Origin of the sequence: Deinococcus alpinitundrae (assembly GCF_009982895.1) — a bacterium.
In the GTDB taxonomy this organism is placed as follows: domain Bacteria; phylum Deinococcota; class Deinococci; order Deinococcales; family Deinococcaceae; genus Deinococcus; species Deinococcus alpinitundrae.
The window spans coordinates 91,194-110,571 of the sequence record NZ_WXZL01000011.1 but is presented as its reverse complement, the minus strand read 5'-3'; the positions used below and the strand labels follow the sequence as shown (position 1 = coordinate 110,571).

The 19,378-nt window shown below is 66.5% G+C and carries 14 protein-coding genes; 8 read left to right on the top strand and 6 right to left on the bottom strand.

Going from position 1 to position 19,378, the window contains the following annotated elements; genetic code table 11:
• Positions 1-228 precede the first annotated feature (228 nt).
• The 3 genes from gyrA (at position 229) to GUI70_RS12120 (ending at position 4,067) form a co-directional block, all read left to right on the top strand.
• On the top strand, positions 229-2,691 hold the full coding sequence (gene gyrA, locus GUI70_RS12130) for a DNA gyrase subunit A (RefSeq protein WP_161882571.1): 2,463 nt from the start codon (positions 229-231) through the stop codon (positions 2,689-2,691).
• A gap of 343 nt (positions 2,692-3,034) precedes the next feature.
• The gene (locus GUI70_RS12125) at positions 3,035-3,634 is read left to right on the top strand and encodes a helix-turn-helix domain-containing protein (protein ID WP_143719945.1); all 600 of its coding nucleotides are present in this window, start codon (positions 3,035-3,037) and stop codon (positions 3,632-3,634) included.
• Positions 3,635-3,740: 106 nt separating this feature from the next.
• The gene (locus GUI70_RS12120; RefSeq protein WP_161882570.1) at positions 3,741-4,067 is read left to right on the top strand and encodes an HNH endonuclease; all 327 of its coding nucleotides are present in this window, start codon (positions 3,741-3,743) and stop codon (positions 4,065-4,067) included.
• Here the strand turns inward: GUI70_RS12120 and GUI70_RS12115 are convergent.
• The 3 genes from GUI70_RS12115 to GUI70_RS12105 all read right to left on the bottom strand — a co-directional run bounded on the left by GUI70_RS12115 (position 4,064) and on the right by GUI70_RS12105 (position 8,785).
• On the bottom strand, positions 4,064-5,140 hold the full coding sequence (locus GUI70_RS12115) for a quinone-dependent dihydroorotate dehydrogenase (protein WP_161882569.1): 1,077 nt from the start codon (positions 5,138-5,140) through the stop codon (positions 4,064-4,066). The two genes, GUI70_RS12120 and GUI70_RS12115, sit on opposite strands and share 4 nt — an antisense overlap.
• A gap of 107 nt (positions 5,141-5,247) precedes the next feature.
• Positions 5,248-5,703 (bottom strand): RrF2 family transcriptional regulator, encoded by a 456-nt coding sequence (locus tag GUI70_RS12110; protein ID WP_161882568.1) that lies wholly within the window; start codon positions 5,701-5,703, stop codon positions 5,248-5,250.
• Between the two features lie 67 nt (positions 5,704-5,770).
• Positions 5,771-8,785 (bottom strand): (Fe-S)-binding protein, encoded by a 3,015-nt coding sequence (locus GUI70_RS12105; RefSeq protein WP_161882567.1) that lies wholly within the window; start codon positions 8,783-8,785, stop codon positions 5,771-5,773.
• Positions 8,786-9,011: 226 nt separating this feature from the next.
• Here GUI70_RS12105 and GUI70_RS12100 point away from each other — a divergent pair, with 226 nt between their 5' ends.
• Together GUI70_RS12100 and GUI70_RS12095 are read left to right on the top strand one after the other, a co-directional pair.
• Positions 9,012-10,019, top strand: a complete 1,008-nt coding sequence (locus GUI70_RS12100; RefSeq protein WP_161882566.1) for an ATP-binding protein — start codon at positions 9,012-9,014, stop codon at positions 10,017-10,019.
• Position 10,020: 1 nt separating this feature from the next.
• On the top strand, positions 10,021-11,133 hold the full coding sequence (locus tag GUI70_RS12095; protein WP_161882565.1) for a vWA domain-containing protein: 1,113 nt from the start codon (positions 10,021-10,023) through the stop codon (positions 11,131-11,133).
• Here GUI70_RS12095 and GUI70_RS12090 read toward each other — a convergent pair whose 3' ends face one another.
• Positions 11,134-11,676, bottom strand: a complete 543-nt coding sequence (locus GUI70_RS12090) for an HAD family hydrolase (protein ID WP_237724868.1) — start codon at positions 11,674-11,676, stop codon at positions 11,134-11,136. It lies immediately after the preceding gene.
• A gap of 58 nt (positions 11,677-11,734) precedes the next feature.
• Here GUI70_RS12090 and GUI70_RS12085 point away from each other — a divergent pair, with 58 nt between their 5' ends.
• Positions 11,735-13,168 carry a hypothetical protein gene (locus tag GUI70_RS12085; protein WP_161882564.1) on the top strand — a complete coding sequence of 478 codons (1,434 nt, stop codon included), beginning with the start codon at positions 11,735-11,737 and terminating at the stop codon, positions 13,166-13,168.
• Between the two features lie 136 nt (positions 13,169-13,304).
• Here the strand turns inward: GUI70_RS12085 and GUI70_RS12080 are convergent, their stop codons facing one another.
• A complete protein-coding gene (locus GUI70_RS12080) occupies positions 13,305-16,700 on the bottom strand; it encodes a CHASE domain-containing protein (RefSeq protein WP_161882563.1) in 3,396 nt (1,131 codons plus the stop codon).
• A complete protein-coding gene (aroE, locus tag GUI70_RS12075; RefSeq protein WP_161882562.1) occupies positions 16,697-17,596 on the bottom strand; it encodes a shikimate dehydrogenase in 900 nt (299 codons plus the stop codon). The genes GUI70_RS12080 and aroE overlap by 4 nt, the downstream gene beginning before the upstream one ends.
• Positions 17,597-17,965: 369 nt before the next feature.
• Between aroE and GUI70_RS12070 the strand changes: the two genes are divergently transcribed.
• Together GUI70_RS12070 and GUI70_RS12065 are read left to right on the top strand one after the other, a co-directional pair.
• Positions 17,966-18,997, top strand: a complete 1,032-nt coding sequence (locus GUI70_RS12070; RefSeq protein ID WP_237724867.1) for a PhoH family protein — start codon at positions 17,966-17,968, stop codon at positions 18,995-18,997.
• 192 nt (positions 18,998-19,189) lie between these two features.
• The gene (locus GUI70_RS12065) at positions 19,190-19,366 is read left to right on the top strand and encodes a hypothetical protein (RefSeq protein ID WP_161882560.1); all 177 of its coding nucleotides are present in this window, start codon (positions 19,190-19,192) and stop codon (positions 19,364-19,366) included.
• Positions 19,367-19,378 lie beyond the last annotated feature (12 nt).

Below are 19,378 nucleotides of genomic sequence, written 5' to 3'. Positions count from 1 at the left end.
TCGTTTCACCACACAGCCCGTTGGTGCCCCCTCCGGCTGGCCCGAAAATCTGCGCGCCCAGACCCACAAAAGCTCAGTTTTGCGCTATACTGGACAGGTTGCCCGGCAGTCGGCCTATTACGCTCACAGCGTAATATATGCTAGACTCTGCTCACCGCCTGAACGCTTTCAGGTCAGTTCATTTCACCCGCCCGGCCCCGGCTGGACGCGGCTATCCCAGGAGTCACCGTGACTGGAATCCAACCTGTTGACATCACCACCGAAGTCAAGACCAATTTTATCAATTACGCCATGAACGTGATCGTGGACCGGGCGTTGCCGGACGTGCGCGACGGCATGAAGCCGGTGCAGCGCCGCATCATGTACGCCATGCTGCAAGAAGGCCTGCTGAGTAACCACAAGCACGCCAAGTCGGCGGCGGTCGTGGGCGAAGTTATGAAAAAGTACCACCCGCACGGCGACACCTCCATCTACGATGCGATGGTCAGACTCGGGCAGTGGTGGAACATGCGCTACACCCTGGTCGATCCGCAGGGCAACTTCGGCAGCATGGACGGCGATCAGGCGGCGGCCATGCGCTACACCGAAGCGCGCATGACCAAGCTGGCCGAGGAAGTGCTGGCCGATCTGGAAAAAGAAACGGTGCTCTCCAAGCCCAACTACGACGAGACCACCGAGGAACCCAGCGTGCTGCCCGCCGCCTTCCCCAACCTGCTGGTCAACGGGGCCTCGGGCATCGCCGTGGGCATGGCAACCAACATTCCGCCGCACAACCTCACCGAGATCATCAATGGGCTGCTGGCCATCACCGAGAAGCCTGGCGACACTGCCCAGGAAAAGTCGGCGCTGATGAGTCTCGACGAGATGATGAAGCACGTGACCGGCCCGGATTTTCCCACCGGGGGCCGCCTCTCGCAAAGCGGCATCCGTGAGGCTTACCTGACCGGCCACGCGGGCCTCAAGGTGCGCGGCAAGGCCCGCATCGAGGAAAAGAACGGGCGCAACCAGATCATCATTTCCGAGATTCCGTATCAGGTCAACAAGACCAACTTGATCCAGACCATCTCGGCGATGTACAAGGCGGGCAAGATTCCTGACATCTCGGCCCTGCGCGACGAATCCGACCGCAAGGACCCGGTGCGCATCGTCGTGGAACTCAAGCGCGGCGCGATGCCGACGCTGGTGCTCAATCAGCTCTACAAGTACACCCAGCTCCAGACCACTTTCACGGTTATGAACCTCAGCATCGTGGACGGCCAGCCGCGCGTGCTGTCGCTCATCGACACCATGATGTACTTCCTGGCCCACCGCGCCGACGTGGTGACGCGCCGCACCGAGTACGAACTCAAGCAGGCCAAGGCCCGCGCCCACGTCCTGGAAGGTCTGCTCAAGGCCCTCGACCATATCGACGAGGTCATCGCCCTGATCCGGCGCAGCAACACCGGCGCCGAGGCCAGAGACGGGTTGATGCTGCGCTTCGACTTCAGCGAGATTCAGGCCCAGGCGATTCTGGACATGCGCCTGCAACGCCTGACCGGGCTGGAAAGTGGCCGCTTGCAAGCCGAGTACGACGAATTGCAGGCCCTGATTACCCGCCTCTCCAGCATCCTGGGCGACAAGACGCTGCTGTGGCGCGAGATCCGCAAGGAACTGCGCGAGCTGCGCGAGAAGTACGGTGACGAGCGCCGCACGGTGGTCACCCTGCTCGAAGAGGACATCAACAAGGAAGACCTGATCGCCGTCGAGGACATGGTCATCACCATGACGCGGGCCGGCTACCTCAAGCGCACCAACCTAGGGAACTACCGCGAGCAGAAGCGCGGCGGACGCGGCTCGTCGGGCGGCAAGCTGCGTGACGAGGACATCAACACCCGCGTCTTCGTGGGCAGCACCCACGATTACCTGCTGTTCTTCACTGACCAGGGCCGGGTCTTCCACGAGAAGATCTACGATTTGCCGGAAGCGGGCCGCGACGCCAAGGGCAGCCACATCCGCAACCTGCTGCCCAGTTTGCGCGGCGAGGAGAACATCGCCTCGGTGCTGAGCGTCCACAGCTTCGAGGAGCCGGGTTGCTTTGTGTTCGCCACCAAGAACGGCATCATCAAGAAGACACTGATCACCGATTACGGCAACATCACCTCGGCGGGCCTGATCGCCATCAACTTGCAGGCGGACGATGAGCTGATCGGCGTGGGGATCGTGCAAGACGGCGACCACGTGGTGCTGGCGACCCGCAACGGCAAGGCCATGCGCTTCGATTCCTCCGAGGTGCGCGACACGGGCCGCGCCACCCAGGGCGTCATCGGCATCCGGCTGCGTGAGGGCGAGAACGACAAGGTGGTCAGCATGGCGCTAGTCCCGGGCGGCGACGAGGCCAGCGAGTTGCTGGCCGTCAGCGAGTTCGGCCTGGGCAAGCGCACCCCGGTGGGCGACTATCCCGGCAAGGGGCGCGGCGGCATGGGCGTCATCACGCTCGACGTGACCGAGAAGACCGGCGCGCTGGTCACGCTGACCCGCGTGGGCGGTAACGAGGAACTGATGGTGCTAACCCAGAAAGGCACCGTCATCCGCACCCGCGTGGACGACATCCGGGTGACGGGCCGCAACGCCCAGGGCGTCAAGATCATCAACATTCAGGACAAGGACAGCGTCATCAGCGCCTTCTCGATTGCCCGCGAGGACGAACTGTAAAGTTTGAGGAGTGAACATGTAAGAACCATGGGCGGAGGCGGCATGCTTCCGCCCATGATCATGATCAAGTCGGCTTGACTTAGCGAACGCACATGTTCGAGCGGGCCGGGGAAATAGGCCAGCCAGTTCTTCTCATCAAATTCGAGCGCCCAGCGCCGCTTTTTTTGCACGCTTCATAAACAGACAGCCATCGATACGAAGGAGCCTGGGCTGCCCGGTTTGTAGTCTTAGCGCTAATTAAAGATACAAAACTGTTTACAAAATTGTGATGCAGGTATACACTGTGGTCATGGCCAGGATTGACCCGGCTCCCACCCCTCACTCAGCCTCAGGAGGCACAAACATGCTCCTCGAAAAAACCTTTGTTGACACCATCACCTACCGTCCCGGCGTCGTCATCCTCTACCCCGGCAAGTCCGAGATGCTCTACCGCGTCGCCAGCGGCCTGGTTCGCATTCACACTATGGACGACGACGGCAACGGCCTGACCCTGCGCTATGTCAAGCCGGGCCAGTACTTCGGGGAGGAGGCGCTGGCCGGGTCCGACCGTCAGTACTTCGCCGAGGCCGTGACCGACAGCACCGTGGATGTGATCAACCCGGCGCTGATGAGCAACGAGGACAACCTCGAAGTGACCACCCATCTGGTACGCACACTCGAGCGCGCCTACGAGAGCATCTACCGGCTGGTCGGCAAGCGGCTGCGCGCACGCATCGCGGGCGAGTTGCTCGAACTCAAGGACACTGCCCTGGCTTCACAGCTCGACAGCGGCGAAACCATGATCTACGCCACGCACGACGAGCTGGCCGCCGCCGTGGGGAGCGTGCGCGAGACCGTCACCAAGGTCGTCGGCGAACTCAGCCGCGACGGCGTGATCAGCGCGGGCTACGGCAAGATCACCCTGCGCGACGAGAAGGCGCTGGCCCGCATCTCCGCCGAGTAAGTTCCGACTCACTAAAGCCGCTCCCACATCGGGGGCGGTTTTTTTTTGCTTCCGGAAGGGGCAAAACGCTACGATCTCCCCCGCTGGTCTGCGCCATCCTGCCGTGATGGCCCGCCGCCTGCCCCTTTCCAACTGGCCGCCGCCGCCCGCGAGTGAGCCGCGCTGCGGATTGTGCGAGCGGGCCGTGCCGCACCTCACCGAGCATCACTTGATTCCCCGGTCACAGGGACGGCGGCGCGGCGTCAAGGTTCATGAGTTGCCCACCGTGATGCTGTGCGGAGCCTGCCACAAGTTCCTGCACAAGACGTTCAGCAACGCCGAACTCGCTGGAGAGCTGAACTCGGTGGACGCTTTGTTGGAGCAGGAGAGCGTCCAGAACTTTGTGGCCTGGCTGAAAAAGCAGCCCGCAACCAGAAGCGTGAAAGTCCGCTAAGCGTCCACGCCGACGGCTTCGCTGATATGCGTGAACCCGTCGCGGCGCAGCAGCTCCAGCAGCCCGGCATTGATGCGGCGCGGCAGGTCCGGCCCCTCGTAGATCAGCGCGGTGTAGACCTCGACCAGGCTGGCCCCGGCGCGAATCTTGGCGTAGGCGTCCTGGGCCGTGAACACGCCGCCGACACCAACGATCGGCAGCCCTCCCGCCGTCTGACGAAAGGCCCGGCGCACCAGCTCGGTGCTGCGCGCACTCAGGGGCCGTCCGCTGAGGCCACCTGTCTCGGTCCGGTGAGAATGGGTGAGACCGTCGCGGCTCAGCGTCGTGTTGGAGAGGATCAGGCCTGACACTCCCGCCCGCTGCACGGCGTCCAGGCTGGCCTCGAAGTCCGCGTCGCTCAAGTCGGGAGCCAGTTTGACCAGCACCGGCACGGCCCGCAGGGTGCGAACCCACTGCGTTTCGGCTTCATGCAGCACGGCCCGCAGCAGTTCATGCAGCTCGCCCGCGTGTTGCAGCGCCCGCAAGCCCGGCGTGTTGGGACTGCTGACATTGACGACAAACCCATCGGCGACCCCCGCCAGCGCCCGCACCCCGGCCAGGTAGTCGTCTGCCGCCTGCCCGTTGAGCGTGTCCTTGTTCTTACCGATATTGGCCCAGACGGGAACAGCGTGCCGCCCCCGCAGGCGGCCTTCCACCACGTCCAGACCCAGATTGTTGAAGCCCATGCGGTTGATCAGCGCCTCGTCGGGCGGCAGGCGAAACAGGCGGGGCGATTCGTTGCCCGGCTGCGGGCGCGGCGTCACCGTGCCGACCTCCACGAAGCCGAACCCCAGGTTCGAGAACACGCCCAGCGCCTCGGCGTTCTTGTCCAGACCCGCCGCCAGACCGAGCGGCGAGGCGAAGGAGGATCCCCAGAGTTGCTGGCTGAGCTGCGCGGAAATGGGGCGGGTCAGCGAGCCGAGCAGTGCAGGCACACCGGGGAGCTGCCCGGCCAGCGCGCAGGCGGTCATGGTCAGGTGGTGGGCCTGCTCGGCATCGAGGCGAAAGAGCAGGGGCTTAAGGCGAGCGTACATGGCAAGCAGGATAGACGACAGCGCGGCCTGGCAGGTGTCAGGATAAGCGCAGAAAGGGCCATACTTCGAGCAGCGCAGCCCTTAGTTATCTGATGATTTGAAATGCTTTACAAATGACTTGGCATCGGCTCGAACTGCACGAGCTGACCGTGCCTGGCCTGGGCTTCTTCGGCCATCAGGTCGGCCAGGCTGGCGCTGCCCAGCACCCCACGAATAGCCGTGTCCACCCGCCGCCACAGCCCCTCAGTTGAGCAGGTACCGGTGCGATCACAACTGTGATCGTCCTCGATGCAGGCCACCGGCGCGATGCTGCCCTCCATCGCCACAACCACGTCCCAGGCGTTGATCTGCTGCGGTGGGCGCGAGAGGACGTAACCCCCGTGTGCGCCACGCACACTGCGGATAAACCCGGCGCGGCGCAGATTCGAGGCGATCTGCTCAAGGTAGTGCTGGCTGATACCCTGGCGCTCCGAGACATCCTTGAGCGGCACCGCCGCGCCGGGACGCTGGCCGATGTCGATCAGGGCACGCAGCCCGTACTGAGCCTTGGTTGAAACCCACATGAAAAGAGTCTATCCCCAAAACCCGTACAGGTAATGTGGATTTCGGTGGGTTGACCTGAGCCAGCGTTCATTCCGGGTCCGCATTCTTCTTCGGCGTCCACTTCTTGCGGCCCGTCACAGAAGGAGCCTGAGCGTCATCGGCTGGCACTGATTCGGCCCGAATCGGCTCGGCAGCGGCTGGGGCGGTCACTTCATCGGTGGCCCGCGTTCCGGCCCTGGGTGCCCACTTGGGGCGGGTCGCCGGAGCCGGATGTGAGACTTGAACAGGTTCGGGCAAATGGGGCTGAGTTGGCGCAGGCACTTCAGGTTGAGTCTGGACTGGCGCTGACGCCTTGACCGCGCCCGGCTTCCACTTCGGGCGCTCGGACGGCTCAAGAGCAGAGACAGGAGCCTCAGCGGATGCGGGAACGGCGGTAGCTTCAGCTTTCGGTGGGCCCGGCTTCCACTTGGGGCGTTCAACAGGTTCACTCTGAGCGGGAGCCGCCTGAAGAGCTGTCTCCTGCACTGGCGCAGCACTCACGTCGTCCTGGACGGCAACCTTGCCCCACTTCTTGCGGGCCGGGGCAGGTTCAGGGCTGGTTTGATTTAGGTTGGGCTGCCCCGAGCGGGCTGGCTCCGCAGCACTGGCTTCAGCTTCCTGAGCCACCATCTCGGCGCTCACATCATCGGACTTGCCCCATTTCTTGCGGGCGGGCACAGGAGCTTCAGCCAGCACTTCCGGCGCATTCGGCGCAGCGCTCACGTCGTCTTTCTGGCCCCACTTCTTGCGCGGCTGGGCAGAGACTTCCGGCACTGGCCCCGTCTCCGGCTGCGCGTTTATCACTGAGGCGCTCGTCTCCCCCACCACGTTCGGGGGCGCATCGGCACTGATCTCGCCGTGCCCGGCGGCCACAGGTTGCTCGGCAATCGGGACGCTGACCCCTTCCGTCTGCTCCAGCGGGCTGGCGGTGGAGACCGGTCCAGTCGGCTCGGTCCACTCGCCGCTGGCGCGCTGCACACTTTCCAGCAGCAGCTCGGCCACATCTTTCACAATGATCTGGTCCTGGGCCTGCATGGTGGGCGTGGAGTTGAGCATCGACTTGCAAAACGGACAGCCCACTGCCAGCACCTTGCCCTCTTTGGCCGCAGCGGTGGCATTGTCCAAGCGGGCCTGAATCTCCTCGAAGCGGTTGTCGGAGATGCGCCCGTCGCCCTCCTCCTCCTCCTTCCAGAACTGCGCGCCGCCCGCCCCGCAGCAAAACGAGTTCTCGCGGTTGCGTTCCAGCTCCAGAATCTCCAGGCCCATGCTCTGAATGACGTTGCGCGGGGCGTCGTATACGCCGTTGTGGCGACCCAGGTAGCAGGGATCGTGGTAGGTCACCGACACATCCAGCGGCCCCGGCTGGAGTTGCCCACCCGCCACCAGCGTTTCGAGGTAGGTGGTGTGGTGCATGGTCTGGTAGTGGCCGCCGAGTTGCGGGTACTCGTTGCCGATGATGTTCATGCAGTGCGGGCAGGTCGCCACAATCAGCTTGGGACGCACCTGATTGAGCGTCTCGATGTTCTCCTGGGCCAGCGTCTGGTACAGAAACTCGTTTCCGGCACGGCGGGCGCTGTCGCCGGTGCAAGCTTCCTTCTTGCCGAGCACGGCGTAATTGACCCCCGCCTTGTCGAGGAGTTGCACGAAGCTGCGGGCCACCTTCTGTGCGCTGGGATCGTAGCTGGCCGCGCAGCCCACCCAGTAGATGATGTCGGGTTCGGGGTTCTCGTCGATGGTGGGCACTTTCAGACCGTCGGCCCACTCGAATCGCTTGTCACGCGAGAGGCCCCAGGGGTTTTGCGCCCGCTCCATGCCCCGGAAGGCCGACTGAAGCTGCGGCGGGAACTCGCCCGCGACCATCACCTGCTGACGGCGAATGTCGATGATGTCGAGCATCTGCTCGTCCTGGACCGGGCAGACCTGCATGCACGCGCCGCAGGTCGTGCAGGCCCACACTGCCTCCTCGCTGATAGCAAACTCCAGCAGGGGGTGCGTGGTGATGGCCCCGGTCTCGAACGGTGCGGCCTTCAGTGTGAAGGGGCTGGGGCGCGAGGCGATGACGTTCAGCTCCATGCGCTTGTTGATCTCCAGCGCGGCGGGCGACAGCGCCTTGCCGGTGGCGCTGGCCGGGCACACGTCCTGACAGCGGTTGCACTGGATGCAGGCGTAGGCGTCGAGCAGCCGGGGCCATTCCAGGTCTTCGAGCTTTTCCACGCCGAGCTTGGGCTCGTCGGCTTCCATCGCCGCTTCCAGCCCTTTCATCGGCGGCAGCGTGCCGGAGTTGACCGGACGCTTGAAGGTGTAGTTCAGCGGGGCCATGAAGATGTGAACGTGCTTGGTGTAGGGAAAATAGGCCAGGAACGCCAGCACCGAGCCGAGCGCGCCCCAGTAGCCGAAGACGCGCCAGTCGTAGAGCGCCGACTCGGACGCGCCGCCGAAGAAGAGATGGCCGATCAAGGTGGAGAACGGCTGAAAGACGTCGCTGCCCGCTCCTCTCGATTCCAGTTCCAGCTTGGCGGCCTGTCCAATGGCGCGGCTGCCGACGTGAAACAGGATAAACCCACTGACGATCAGCGAATCGCGCAGGATGTAGTTCTGCTTGACGAGTGGGTGCAGCAGGCTCTTGCCGTTGAAGCGGAAGTCGCGCCTGGACGGCGAAAACAGGCGGCGAATCACCAGCGCCACGACGCCCACCAGCACCAGGAAACTCAGCACGTCGGCCAGCAGGTTGTACACCGCCCCCAGCGGCGAGGCCGACGTGATGGCGAATGGCAGGTAGCCTTCCAGTCCGTCAACCAGATTAACCAGCACGTAATACGTGAAGCCATAGAAGATGAAGGCGTGCAGGATGCTGATGGTGGTGCGGCGGCGAAAGGTGCGCTCCTGGGTTAGCGAGGACACCAGGGCCGAGCCGAGCCGAGAGCCCAGCATGTCAAAGCGGGATTCACTGGCAGGCGCGCCCCGGCGAATCCGCAGATACAGGCGGTAAAAGCCCCACAGGCCCAGGCCGCCGAAAACGAGCGCAAACACGAAAAAGAGAATCTTGGAACTGAGCGGCAGCACGGGAAACCTCCGGGAGCGAGACGGGAATTTGAACTGGGTCTAACGAGTCTGGAGCGCAGTATACGCAGCCGCGCAGCACGAATTGGGCGTTGAAGACAGGATAGCGGGGGCGCGGCGGTTCTTTGCCCAAAGCACCCCGCCTCGCCTTTGCGGGAACGTCCAGACGCTAGGCTCGTATGTATCTGGCGGCCCCGAGCGCTGAGGCCGCACCCCGGAGGAAACCCCCTTGAGCCTGACCCCTGTCGAACTGCAACGCTATCTCTCCGCCCTCGTCGACCAGAACCTGCCCTTATCGACCATGATCTGGGGACCGCCGGGGGTGGGCAAATCCAGCATCGTGGCGCAGATCGCCGCCGCCAACGAACTGGAATTCGTGGACGTGCGACTCTCGCAGCTCGCCCCCACCGATCTGCGCGGCCTGCCGGTGGCCGAACACGGCATCTCGCGCTGGTATCCGCCGGAATTTCTGCCCACCGGGGGCCGGGGGATTCTCTTTCTCGACGAGGTCAACATGGCCCCGCCCACCATGCAGGGCATGGCCCAGCAGCTCATTCTGGACAGGAAAGTGGGCAGCTACGAACTGCCGCCGCACTGGTTCGTCTGGGCAGCGGGCAACCGCAAGGAAGACCGCGCCAGCGTGTTCGACATGCCCGCGCCGCTGGCCAACCGCTTCTTGCACCTGACAGTCCGCAGCGACTTTGACTCGTGGCGCAGCTACGCGCTGGGCCGGGACCTGCACGAGCAGATCATCGCCTTCCTGACCTTCCGGCCCGAACTGCTGCACCGCCTCGACCCGACGCAACCCGCCTGGCCGAGTCCCCGCGCCTGGGAGATGGCCTCGGCCCTGTGGCGCAGCGGCCTGGACGTGGCCCCGGCCATCGGCGAGGCAGCAGGCGCGGAGTTCGTGGCCTTCGTGCGCCTCTACGAGCAGCTTCCCGATTTGGGCGACGTGCTCGACGGCGGCGGGCTGGGTCTGCGGCTGCCGCCCGAGCCGAGCGTGCGCTACGCGGCGGTGGTGGGGCTGGCGGCGCGGGCCAGAGACGCGGCGCAGGCCTACAACGCCTTCCGCTGGCTGGCGAACGGCGCGGGGCCGGAGTGGCTGCAACTCTACGTGGCGACGCTGGTGAGCAAGTTTCAGGCGCAGGGCCACCTGGCCGATCTGGTCGAGCTGATGCAGCGCGACCCCGAGCTGGCCGGACTGGTGGGCAGCGCGGCGGAACTGGCGGAAGCCTGAGATGACCCGGCCCGACCCCACCTTCGAGCGCCTCGTTTCCGGCTCGCGGCTCAGGCTGCGCGGCAAGAGCGCCTTCTTCGCCACGCTGCTGCTGCACGCCGACATCGTGCCGAGCCACGAGGTGCTGCTGGCTGGAACCGACGGCGAGCGGGTGTACGTCAACCCCGAGAACGCGGCCACCTTATCCGCCGACAGCTTCGACGGCCTGCTCCTGCACGAGGTGCTGCACGCGGCCCTCTCGCATGTGCCCCGGCGCGGCCCGCGCGAGAAGCAGAAGTGGAACCGCGCCGCCAACCTGATCGTCAACGGCATGGTGGCGCAGGCGGGTCTGCCGGTGCCGCCCGACGCCGCCCGCGACGAGCATCTGGAGCAGCTCAGCGTGGAGGAGGTCTACGTTTCGCTGGGCGAGAGCGAGGGTGACGACGGCGACAGCGACCTGATGGACGGGCCACCGGGCGACGTGCCGCCGAAGGGCGAAAAATCCGGCGACGTCAAGCGGCAATGGGACCAGGCGCTGGCGCAGGCCCGCAGCGTGGAGGCCATGACCGGCAAGGGCGACGACCCCCTCGGCATGCACCGCGAACTCCGGCGGCTGGAGAGTGCGCGGCTCGACTGGAGATCACAGCTGTGGCGGTTCCTGGCGCGGACCCCAGTGGATTTCGGCGGCTTCGACCGGCGTTTTGTCGGGCGCGGGCTGTATCTGGAAGCGCTCGACGACGAGAGCCTGCGCGCCCTGATCGCGGTGGACACCTCCGGCAGCGTGGACGACGACGCGGTTCGGGCGCTCATCAGCGAGGTGCAGGGCGTGCTGGGCGCGTATCCGCATGTGCAGGCCACCCTCTACTACGCCGACACCGAGGCGTACGGCCCTTTTGAACTGCGTCCCGGCGACGAGATTCCCCCTCCCCAGGGCGGCGGCGGCACCGATTTTAAGCCCGTCTTTCTGGCCGCCGAAACCGCCGAGCCGGACGTGATTCTCTACCTCACCGACGGGTACGGCGACTTTCCGGCGCAGGCTCCTCGCGCTCCGACGCTGTGGGTGGTGCCGCCGGGCGGGCTGGAGGACAGCGGCTTTCCATTCGGGGATGTGCTGAGACTCGAAGACGGCCAGTAGTTATCCTTTCGAGCGCCAGCCGCGCTTTTCCAGTCGGCGCAGGTCCGGTTCGCCGGCGATGGACAGCAGGTACGGCGCGAGCCGCCGCAACTCGTCGTCGCCTTCTTCGCCGCGCCACTCGCTGACCCGCACCAGATGGCCGTAGCCGCAGGCGTAGTTCTCGGCCCAGTCATCGACCACCAGAATCCGCTCGGGTGGGTAGCACTCACGAATCCAGCGGGCCTTGAACTTGCGGGCGGGCTTGCAGAAGCTGTAGCCGCCTTCCGCATTGCGGCGAAAGGTGCAGCGCTCCCGGTGCCACAAGAAGAAAGCGCTCGCAGGGAGGTCGAAGCCGGTGGCGGTCCGAAGTTCGGCCAGCCCTTCGAGCATCCAGTCCTCGGTGGCCGCCGTCCAGATAGCCAGATCGTAGGCCGTGGACACCGCCGTCAGAAACTCGGCCAGATGTGGGCGCAGCAGCAACGTCAGGCCGCCCGGCACCTGGACACCGTGCCAGAGGGTTTCGTCCAGATCGAGGACCAGCAATGGGCGGGTGGGGAGGCTCAAGATGCGAGCAGTCTAGCCCTCCCGTTCCGGTGGCCTGCCCTGCTCTAGAATGCCCGGCATGACCGCCGAACCCGCCCACGCCACGCCTGCGGGCCGCCTGCCCAGCTCGGAGGCCGCGCTGGAAGCGGCGGGCCAGCCACGTGCGCTCGCCGGGGAACTGGTGACCCTGGCCGCCCACCCGGACACGCGGGTCCGCGCCGCCGTGGCCGCCCACCCCAACACGCCGCCGCACCTGCTGGGCCTGCTCTCGGAGCGCTTCGCCGCCGAGGTGCTGCATAACCCGGCCCTGACCCTGCTACGACTGGCGCGCCCGCACCTGCTCTCCGAGTTTCCCGATGTGGGCGTAGCCGCACTAGCAGCCCTACCGGACGCCCCGGACTGGGTGCTGGACGCGGCCCTGCGTCATGAGAGTGTGAACGCAGTGCTGGCGGTGGCGCGCCGGCCACAGCTCAGCGAGGCGCGCATTCGGATGCTCTCGGAAAGCGGGCTGTGGCAGGTGCGCGAGGCCGCCGCCCAACGTCCCGACCTGCCGCCGGATCTGCTCGGCAAGCTCGCCAGCGACGACGACTACGATGTCCGCAAGGCGGTGGCGCTTAGAGACGACGTGCCGGAAGGCCTGCTCAGCGGTCTGGTGCGCGATTCGCACAGCCTGGTCCGGGCGCACGTGGCCCGCCGATTGGATTTGCCGCTGGCGCTGATCGCGCGGCTGGCAGGCGACACCGACTCGGACGTGCTCTCGGTGCTGGCCCGCCGCCTTGATCTGCCGCCCGCACTGCGCGAGCAACTGATGAACAGTGACGATGTCAGCGTGCGGGCCGCCACGCTGCAAGCCTGGGCCGTGCCGCAAGACTGGCTGCGCCGCGCCGAGCAGGACCCCGACCCGGACGTGCGTGCCGCCCTGGCCCGCCGCCCCAACCTGGGGCCGGACACCTTGCTGCGCCTCTCACACGACGAGGCCGAACCGGTGCGCCGGGCACTCCTGGAGCGCGACGATTTGCCCGACGAGGCGGTGGTGCGGCTCGCCCACGCGCCCGAGCAGGACATTCGGCTGCACGTCGCCAGCGCCCTCAATCTGCCCGGCGCGGCGCTGGACGTGCTGATGACCGACGAGGACGCCGCCGTGCGGACGGTGCTGGCGGTGCGGCCCGATCTGGGCGAGGTGCGCCTCCTCAAGCTCACCGAAGACCCCAACGCCGAGGTGCGCCGCGCCACCGCCCTGGGCCAGCAGTCGGCTCCCAGCGTGCTGGCACGGCTGTGCAGCGATACCAACGCCGGGGTACGCCGCGCCGCCGCCCTGCACCCGGCCCTGACCCCGGAGCAGCTGAGCCGCCTGGCTGCCGACCCCGATGCGGGCGTGCGCCTGAGTGTGGCCTCGCGCCCGGAGCTGGGTGAAGCGTTTCGCGACCAGCTCCGCCGCGATCCCGACCCGGTGGTAGCGCAGGCAGCCGGGCGCAGCGACCAGCAGGCAGCCCAGCATTTTCTGCACCCCTGATCCTGATTTCGATCAGTAACGCCGCCACTTGCCAGACAAAGGCGAACGCGGCTTTATGCCCGTAAACACGCAGAGTTCTGCACTGGCGCTTCCCGAATGGCCTGCCCGCTCGGCCTGAGAGCAGCCCGAGTGGTTATCAGTCCTCGGCTGTCCTCTCCACACCGGAGGCGACGGCCTGAATCCGATCCTGCTCGGTAGGCTGCGCTGCCGCTGCGCCTGAGTTCTCTGGCGAGCGCGGCAGGGCCACGTAAAAGGTCGCGCCCTCGCCCAGGCGGCTCTCGGCCCAGACGCTGCCGCCGTGGCGCAGCACGATGCGCCGGACATTGGCCAGCCCGATGCCGCTGCCCTCGAACTCATCAGCGCGGTGCAGGCGCTGGAAGACCCCGAACAGCTTATCGGCGTAGAGCGGATCGAAGCCCACCCCGTTGTCGCGCACTTCCAGGGTCGTCTGGGTATCGGTTTGGACGGCCCGCAAGCGCACGGTGGGTTGCTCGGCCTTGGCGCTGTACTTCACGGCGTTGCCGAGCAAGTTGAGCAGCACCTGCCGGAGCAGCGAGGCGTCGCCGCGCACCTGGGGCAAGTCGCCCACGTCCCAGCGCGCTTCGCGGCCCGGCGAGCTGAGCTGGAGTTCGGCGATGACCTCGGCCACCAGCCCACTGAGCGCCACCTGACCCTGGCGCATTTCCTGGCGGCCCATCCGCGAGAATTCGAGCAGGTCGTCGATCAGCTGGCCCATCCGCGAGGCCGCGTCACCGATGATGCCCATGTAACGCTGCCCACGCGGACCGAGCGTGCTGCCCGCATCCTTCTGGAGCAGATCGGAAAACCCGACGATGTGGCGCAGCGGCGTGCGCAGATCGTGCGAGACGCTGTAGCTGAAGGCTTCGAGTTCGCGGTTGGCTTCCTCGAGTTCGGTGGTGCGCTGGGCCACCCGCTCCTCCAGGGAAGCATTGAGTTCGCGCAGTTCTTCCTGGGCCTCGCGCACCCGCCGCGAGAGCTGGGCGCTTTCCAGGGCCACGCTCAGGCGGCTGGCGAGTTCCTGGGCGAGTTCCAGGTCGCGGTCACGGATTTTTTGCCGGAAGCCCAGCGCCAGCAGCATGGCCTCGTTGCCGCCCTGAAGCCGCTTGCCGCCCAGCGGGATCAGCAGCAGGCCCGAGAGGTTACTTTCGAGCAGCGCCTCGCCCTCGACGATCACCGGGTCGGTGCTGGTCAGCGCCTGCTGCGCGCCTGCCCGCACGTCGGCGTGTGAAAGCAGCAGCACCTCGCGCACATGCCCGCGCACCTGACTGATCGGGGAGGCCAGCTGGCCCGAGGCGTACTTGATCCACAAGGCCGAGAGCGACGTGAAGCGCTCGTTCATCAAGCTGAGCGCCGCGCGCAGGCCCGGCACGCCGCTGTCCGGCAGCCTGCCCTCGCCGCCGATGAGCTGCCCGCTGATGGCCGCCAGCAGCCGCGAACTCCACTCGGCGTACACCTGATCGTCGATGTCGGTGCTGGTGCCCACCCATTCGAGCAGTTGGCCCTGTCCGCCGTGAATGGCGACGCTGCGGGTCACGAAGGTGTGGTAGACGCCGCCCGCGCCCAGCAGACGGTGTTCGAACTCGAACAGCTCGTGGCTGGCCAGCGCCTGCGCCCAGCGGCGGCTGAATTCCGGGCGGTCGTCCGGGTGCAGGGCGTCCAGAAAGCTGTCGGTGGCGCGTTCGTCGCCCACGTAGTCGTGCCAGCGGCGGTTGAAATAGGTCGGCTGACCCTGGGCATCGGTCAGCCACACGATCTGCGGCATGCCTTCCAAGACCCCCCGGTAGCGTTCCTCGTTGTGCAGGGCCAGCCGCTCGGCTTGCAGGCGGTCATGCACGTCGCTGACCGAGAAGACCCACTCACTGACCTGCCCGCCCGCATCTAGAATCGGCGCGCCCACCAGCACGAAGTAGCGGTAGGCGGCGGCCACCTGGAGTCTCAACTCCAGCACCATCGTCTGCGCGCCGTTGACCGACGCCTGCCAAGCGCGTTCCAGGGCCGGGCGGTCCTCGGGGTGCAGCACGTCGCGGATCATCGCCTCGCCGAAGGTCTGCTGGTACTTGACGTTGCGGTAGGCCACCTCGTCGCCGTTGCTGGTCACCCACAGCGGGTACGGCACCGCTTCCAGCACGCCCTGGTAGCGCCGCTCCCCGGCCTTGAGGGCACGCTCGGCGTCAATGCGCTCGGTGATGTCGTGAATGACTTCCAGACTGCCGATGACCTCGCCGCGCTCGTTTCTGACGGCACTGCGCTGCATCTCGCCGTAGAAGCGCTGGCCACTGCGGCGGCAGTACACGGTCGTGACCCGCTCCAGGGTGCTGCTGCGGTCCACCCGACCGTCGGCGTGCAGCACAGCGACGCTCTGGCCGCGCAACTCGTGGGGCGCGTAGCCGAACTGGGCTTCCAGGGCGTCGTTGGCGTAGAGCACCAGATTGTTGGTGTCGGTAAAGACGGCGGTGTCGTGCATCGAGCGGAAGATCGCCTCGAACTCGGCCCGCGCCCGCTCCAGGCTGGCGCGCGACAGGGCCAGCGAGCGGCTGACGTCCTCGGCACGCAGCCGGGCGCGCACCTGGGCCTGAAACAGCAGGGCGGCGAAGCTGCCAGCCAGCAGGCCGGCCAGCAGGACCAGCCAGGGCGCGGCGACCGCCCAGTCACGCCCGAAACTGGCGGGCGCGGCGTGCGTTACGGTCCAGGTGCGCCCCGCCACCGCGATGCGGGAAGTGTGCTGAAAAGGCGCGCCGGGCGTGACGCTGCCGTAAAGCGGTAAGGCGCCGTCACGGATCTGGAGTTCGAGGGTGAGGTTGGTGGCCCGGCGTTGATCGCTGCGTAAGCTGGTCACCAGCTCGCTGAGGCGCACCGGGATATAGACGAACCCGTAGAGCGACCCGCCGCGTGGCACCGGCAGAAACAGTATGACAGCAGGCTGGGCCGGACCCCCCAGATCGTTGACGAGTTGCAGCGGCGCGGTGGCGACCGCCTCATTCAGGCGGCGGGCCTCGTCGATGGCGGCTCGGCGCAGCGGCTCACTGTACATGTCAAAGCCCAGCGGCGCGGGGATGCGGCTGGGCGGCTCGGAGAACGTCACCGGCACCTGATTGCCCACCGAGCGCGGATGCACTGTGAAGTCCGGTACACTTCTGCGCTGATCCTGAACGTAAGTGGCCAGCAGGCCAGGCGGCACCCAGCGGGCAAAGCCCAGCGTGCGCGCGCCGGGCAGGCGTTGCGGCAGATCGAGGTCCTTGACATAGCGTCCGAAGGTGGCACGGTCGATGTCGGCTCCGGTACTCCACAGTGCCCGCGTGGAGATCATTACGTTGACGTAGCTGTCGAGCCGCCGCGTCAGGCTGGCGTCGAAGGTCGCGACCTCGCGCTGAAAGCGGGCGCGCTGCTGCTCGGCCACGAAGTAGCCCACCAACATCGCCAGAAACGCCGAGAGCAGCAGCACCAACAGCAGGACCGCCAGCGGCGTGATCCGCAGGGCCAGCCGGTACTGGGGCAGCTGAGGAGCACTCACAGTGTCGGCGTTCCCCGCTTCAGCTCAGCGCCGTCCAGCTCAACTGGGCCCACTTCCTTCTGGCCCACACCATGCTGGCGCAGGGCCTCTACAAACACCTCGACGCCGACCTGACAGCCGGTCCAGGCGACGAACGCCAGGCGTGCCTGCTGGGCCAGCATGCCCAGGCCGTTCTCGGCGCGCAGGCCTGCCGCGCGGGCTTCGCGCATCAAGCGGGTCTCGCCGGGCTTGTAGACCATGTCGTAGACGAGCGCGGTGGGCAGCAGGGCAGCGAAGTCGAATTCCGGCAGCGGCGTCTGGGCCGGGTCGTTCAGGCCCGCGCTGGAGGCGTTGACGATCAGGGCCACCTGCGACCAGGGCACGCTGGCCCGGTCCAGCGCCTCACCGCCCAGCGCCGCCGTGAGCGCGCGCGCCCGCGCCAGGGTCCGGTTGACCACGAACACCTGCCGCTCCTGAAGTCGCAGGGCGTACACCGCCGCCCGCGCCGCGCCGCCCGCGCCCAGCACCACGGTGGGGCCGCCCGGATCGCCCGCTTCCCTGAGCGCTGCGGCCAGACCCGGCGCGTCGGTGTTGTCGCCGCGCAGGTGGCCACCCTGATGGATGATGGTGTTGATGGCCCCGATGGCCCGCGCCGCGCCGCTGAGCGAGTCCATATGCGCCAGCGCCGTTTCCTTGTGGGGAATGGTCAGATTCGCGCCCAGCACGCCCGGCGCTCTCAGCCCGGCGATGGCCGCGCCCAGTTCGGCAGGCGGCACCCGGCGGGCCTGGTACACACCCGGCAGGCGGCAGGCGGCGAAGGCCGCGTTGTGCATCACCGGCGACAGGGTGTGCGACACAGGATCGGCAAACAGGTAGGTCTGCGCTGAGCGACCTGCCACGCTGTCTTCCTCACTCATCACAGCTCCCAGTCTAGCCGCTTACGGCAATCCGGCGTAGGCCACCCGACGCATGGCATTGCTTCACCCTGCCGTCAGAATTCTGGGGGAGTGCAGAGAAGGCAAGACCCGAGCCACAGAAATGTAGATCAGCGCACGGCCCCAAACGCGGCGGCGACGGAAAATGGCAGGCATCAGAAACGCCGCCCTGCCGACTGCCCCCCGCCGCGCACCGGGGGGAGCTTTGCCGTCTGGCCGCCTTGCGCTCTGGCAACTGCTCATCTGGCCATCTTGTCGTCTGGGTGCGCTTCGTTTCTGAGATCTTTCATCCAGTCTTTCCCTCTGCCCTTTCCCCGCCGCTCGGCTTTCCCGTTGCTAACAGGAGCGATTTTGAACGAACAGACCCTGATCACCGCCCAGATTCACCTCAACTCGCCCGAGGAAGCCCTGAACTTGCTCGGGACCAGCGACGCCAATCTGCGCCGGATGCGCGAACGCACGCCTGCACGCCTCACCGCACGTGGCGACACCATCAGTGTCAGCGGTCAGGACGCGCTTCAGGTGGCGGCGGCCGAGCGAATGGTCAAAGACGCGCTTGACCTGGTGCGCGGCGGGCACGAGCTGACCCCCGAAGCGGTAGACCGCATCGCCAACCTGGGCGGCGAGGGCCGCAGCCTGGCCGCCGAGACCAGCAGCGCGCCGAGCCTGCCCAGGGGCATCAAGCCCAAGACGCCGGGCCAGAAAGCGTACCTCGAAAAAGTCGACAGGAGTGACATCACCTTCGGTATCGGTCCGGCGGGCACCGGCAAGACCTACCTGGCTGTGGCGATGGCGGTCAATGCGCTCAAGGCCAAGAAGGTCAAGCGCATCATCCTGACCCGGCCCGCCGTGGAAGCGGGAGAAAAGCTGGGCTTCTTGCCGGGCGACCTCCAGGCCAAGATCGATCCGTACCTGCGGCCGCTCTACGATGCCCTCTACGACATGCTCGATCAGGAGAAGTTCGAATCGTACCTGACCAGCGGCGTGATCGAGGTGGCCCCGCTGGCGTTCATGCGGGGACGGACGCTCAACGACGCCTTCGTCATTCTCGACGAGGCCCAGAACACCACCGGCGAGCAGATGAAGATGTTCCTGACGCGCATGGGCTTTTCCAGCAAGGTGGTCGTGACCGGCGACGTGACCCAGATCGATTTGCCGCGGCACGTGACCAGCGGCCTGGCGATCTCCAAGCGGATTCTGAGCCAGATCGAGGGCATCGCCTGGCACGAATTTACCGATGTGGACGTGGTGCGCCACCCCCTGGTCGGCAAGATCATCCGGGCCTATGAGCAGGCCGAGAACGCCGAGCAGGACAAGCGGGCGGCGCGCCGGGGCGACCTCCAGAGCCTGCCGGAAAACGAAAGGGATATCCCGCAGGGCTGAGACTTTGCTCCGACTGCCCCCGCCCCGCGCGGGGGTGTTTTGCGGTCTGGCTCCAATTCCGCCAAACCGCATGGGTTGATCCTCACTCCGTATGAGCGCTCCCGTGCGGCTGCCTAAACGTCCGGTCAAGGCAGGTGAGGTGGCCCAAACAACTGCCCAGACGCTAGGCTGCGGCGCAGGAGGGACCTTCCCATGACCGACAACCACGGCATCAATTCCGACGCCCCCAAACCGCAGGACCTGCCCGAAGCCCCCGAGAGCGCCCGGAAAAAGGGCCTGGACGCCCACGACGTCGAGGTGATGGGCAGCATGATCACCTCCGATCCGCCCAGCAGCAACATGGGCGAGAGTCAGGAAAACGAGGGCTGAGCCGCTGCTCGC

What these genes read in the sequence shown, in the direction of transcription:
- aroE (WP_161882562.1), bottom strand. Translation starts at nt 17,596, where the DNA reads ATGAGTGAGGAAGACAGCGTGGCAGGTCGCTCAGCGCAGACCTACCTG.
- GUI70_RS12120 (WP_161882570.1), top strand. Translation starts at nt 3,741, where the DNA reads ATGGCCCGCCGCCTGCCCCTTTCCAACTGGCCGCCGCCGCCCGCGAGT.
- GUI70_RS12085 (WP_161882564.1), top strand. Translation starts at nt 11,735, where the DNA reads ATGACCGCCGAACCCGCCCACGCCACGCCTGCGGGCCGCCTGCCCAGC.
- GUI70_RS12115 (WP_161882569.1), bottom strand. Translation starts at nt 5,140, where the DNA reads ATGTACGCTCGCCTTAAGCCCCTGCTCTTTCGCCTCGATGCCGAGCAG.
- GUI70_RS12110 (WP_161882568.1), bottom strand. Translation starts at nt 5,703, where the DNA reads ATGTGGGTTTCAACCAAGGCTCAGTACGGGCTGCGTGCCCTGATCGAC.
- GUI70_RS12065 (WP_161882560.1), top strand. Translation starts at nt 19,190, where the DNA reads ATGACCGACAACCACGGCATCAATTCCGACGCCCCCAAACCGCAGGAC.
- GUI70_RS12125 (WP_143719945.1), top strand. Translation starts at nt 3,035, where the DNA reads ATGCTCCTCGAAAAAACCTTTGTTGACACCATCACCTACCGTCCCGGC.
- GUI70_RS12095 (WP_161882565.1), top strand. Translation starts at nt 10,021, where the DNA reads ATGACCCGGCCCGACCCCACCTTCGAGCGCCTCGTTTCCGGCTCGCGG.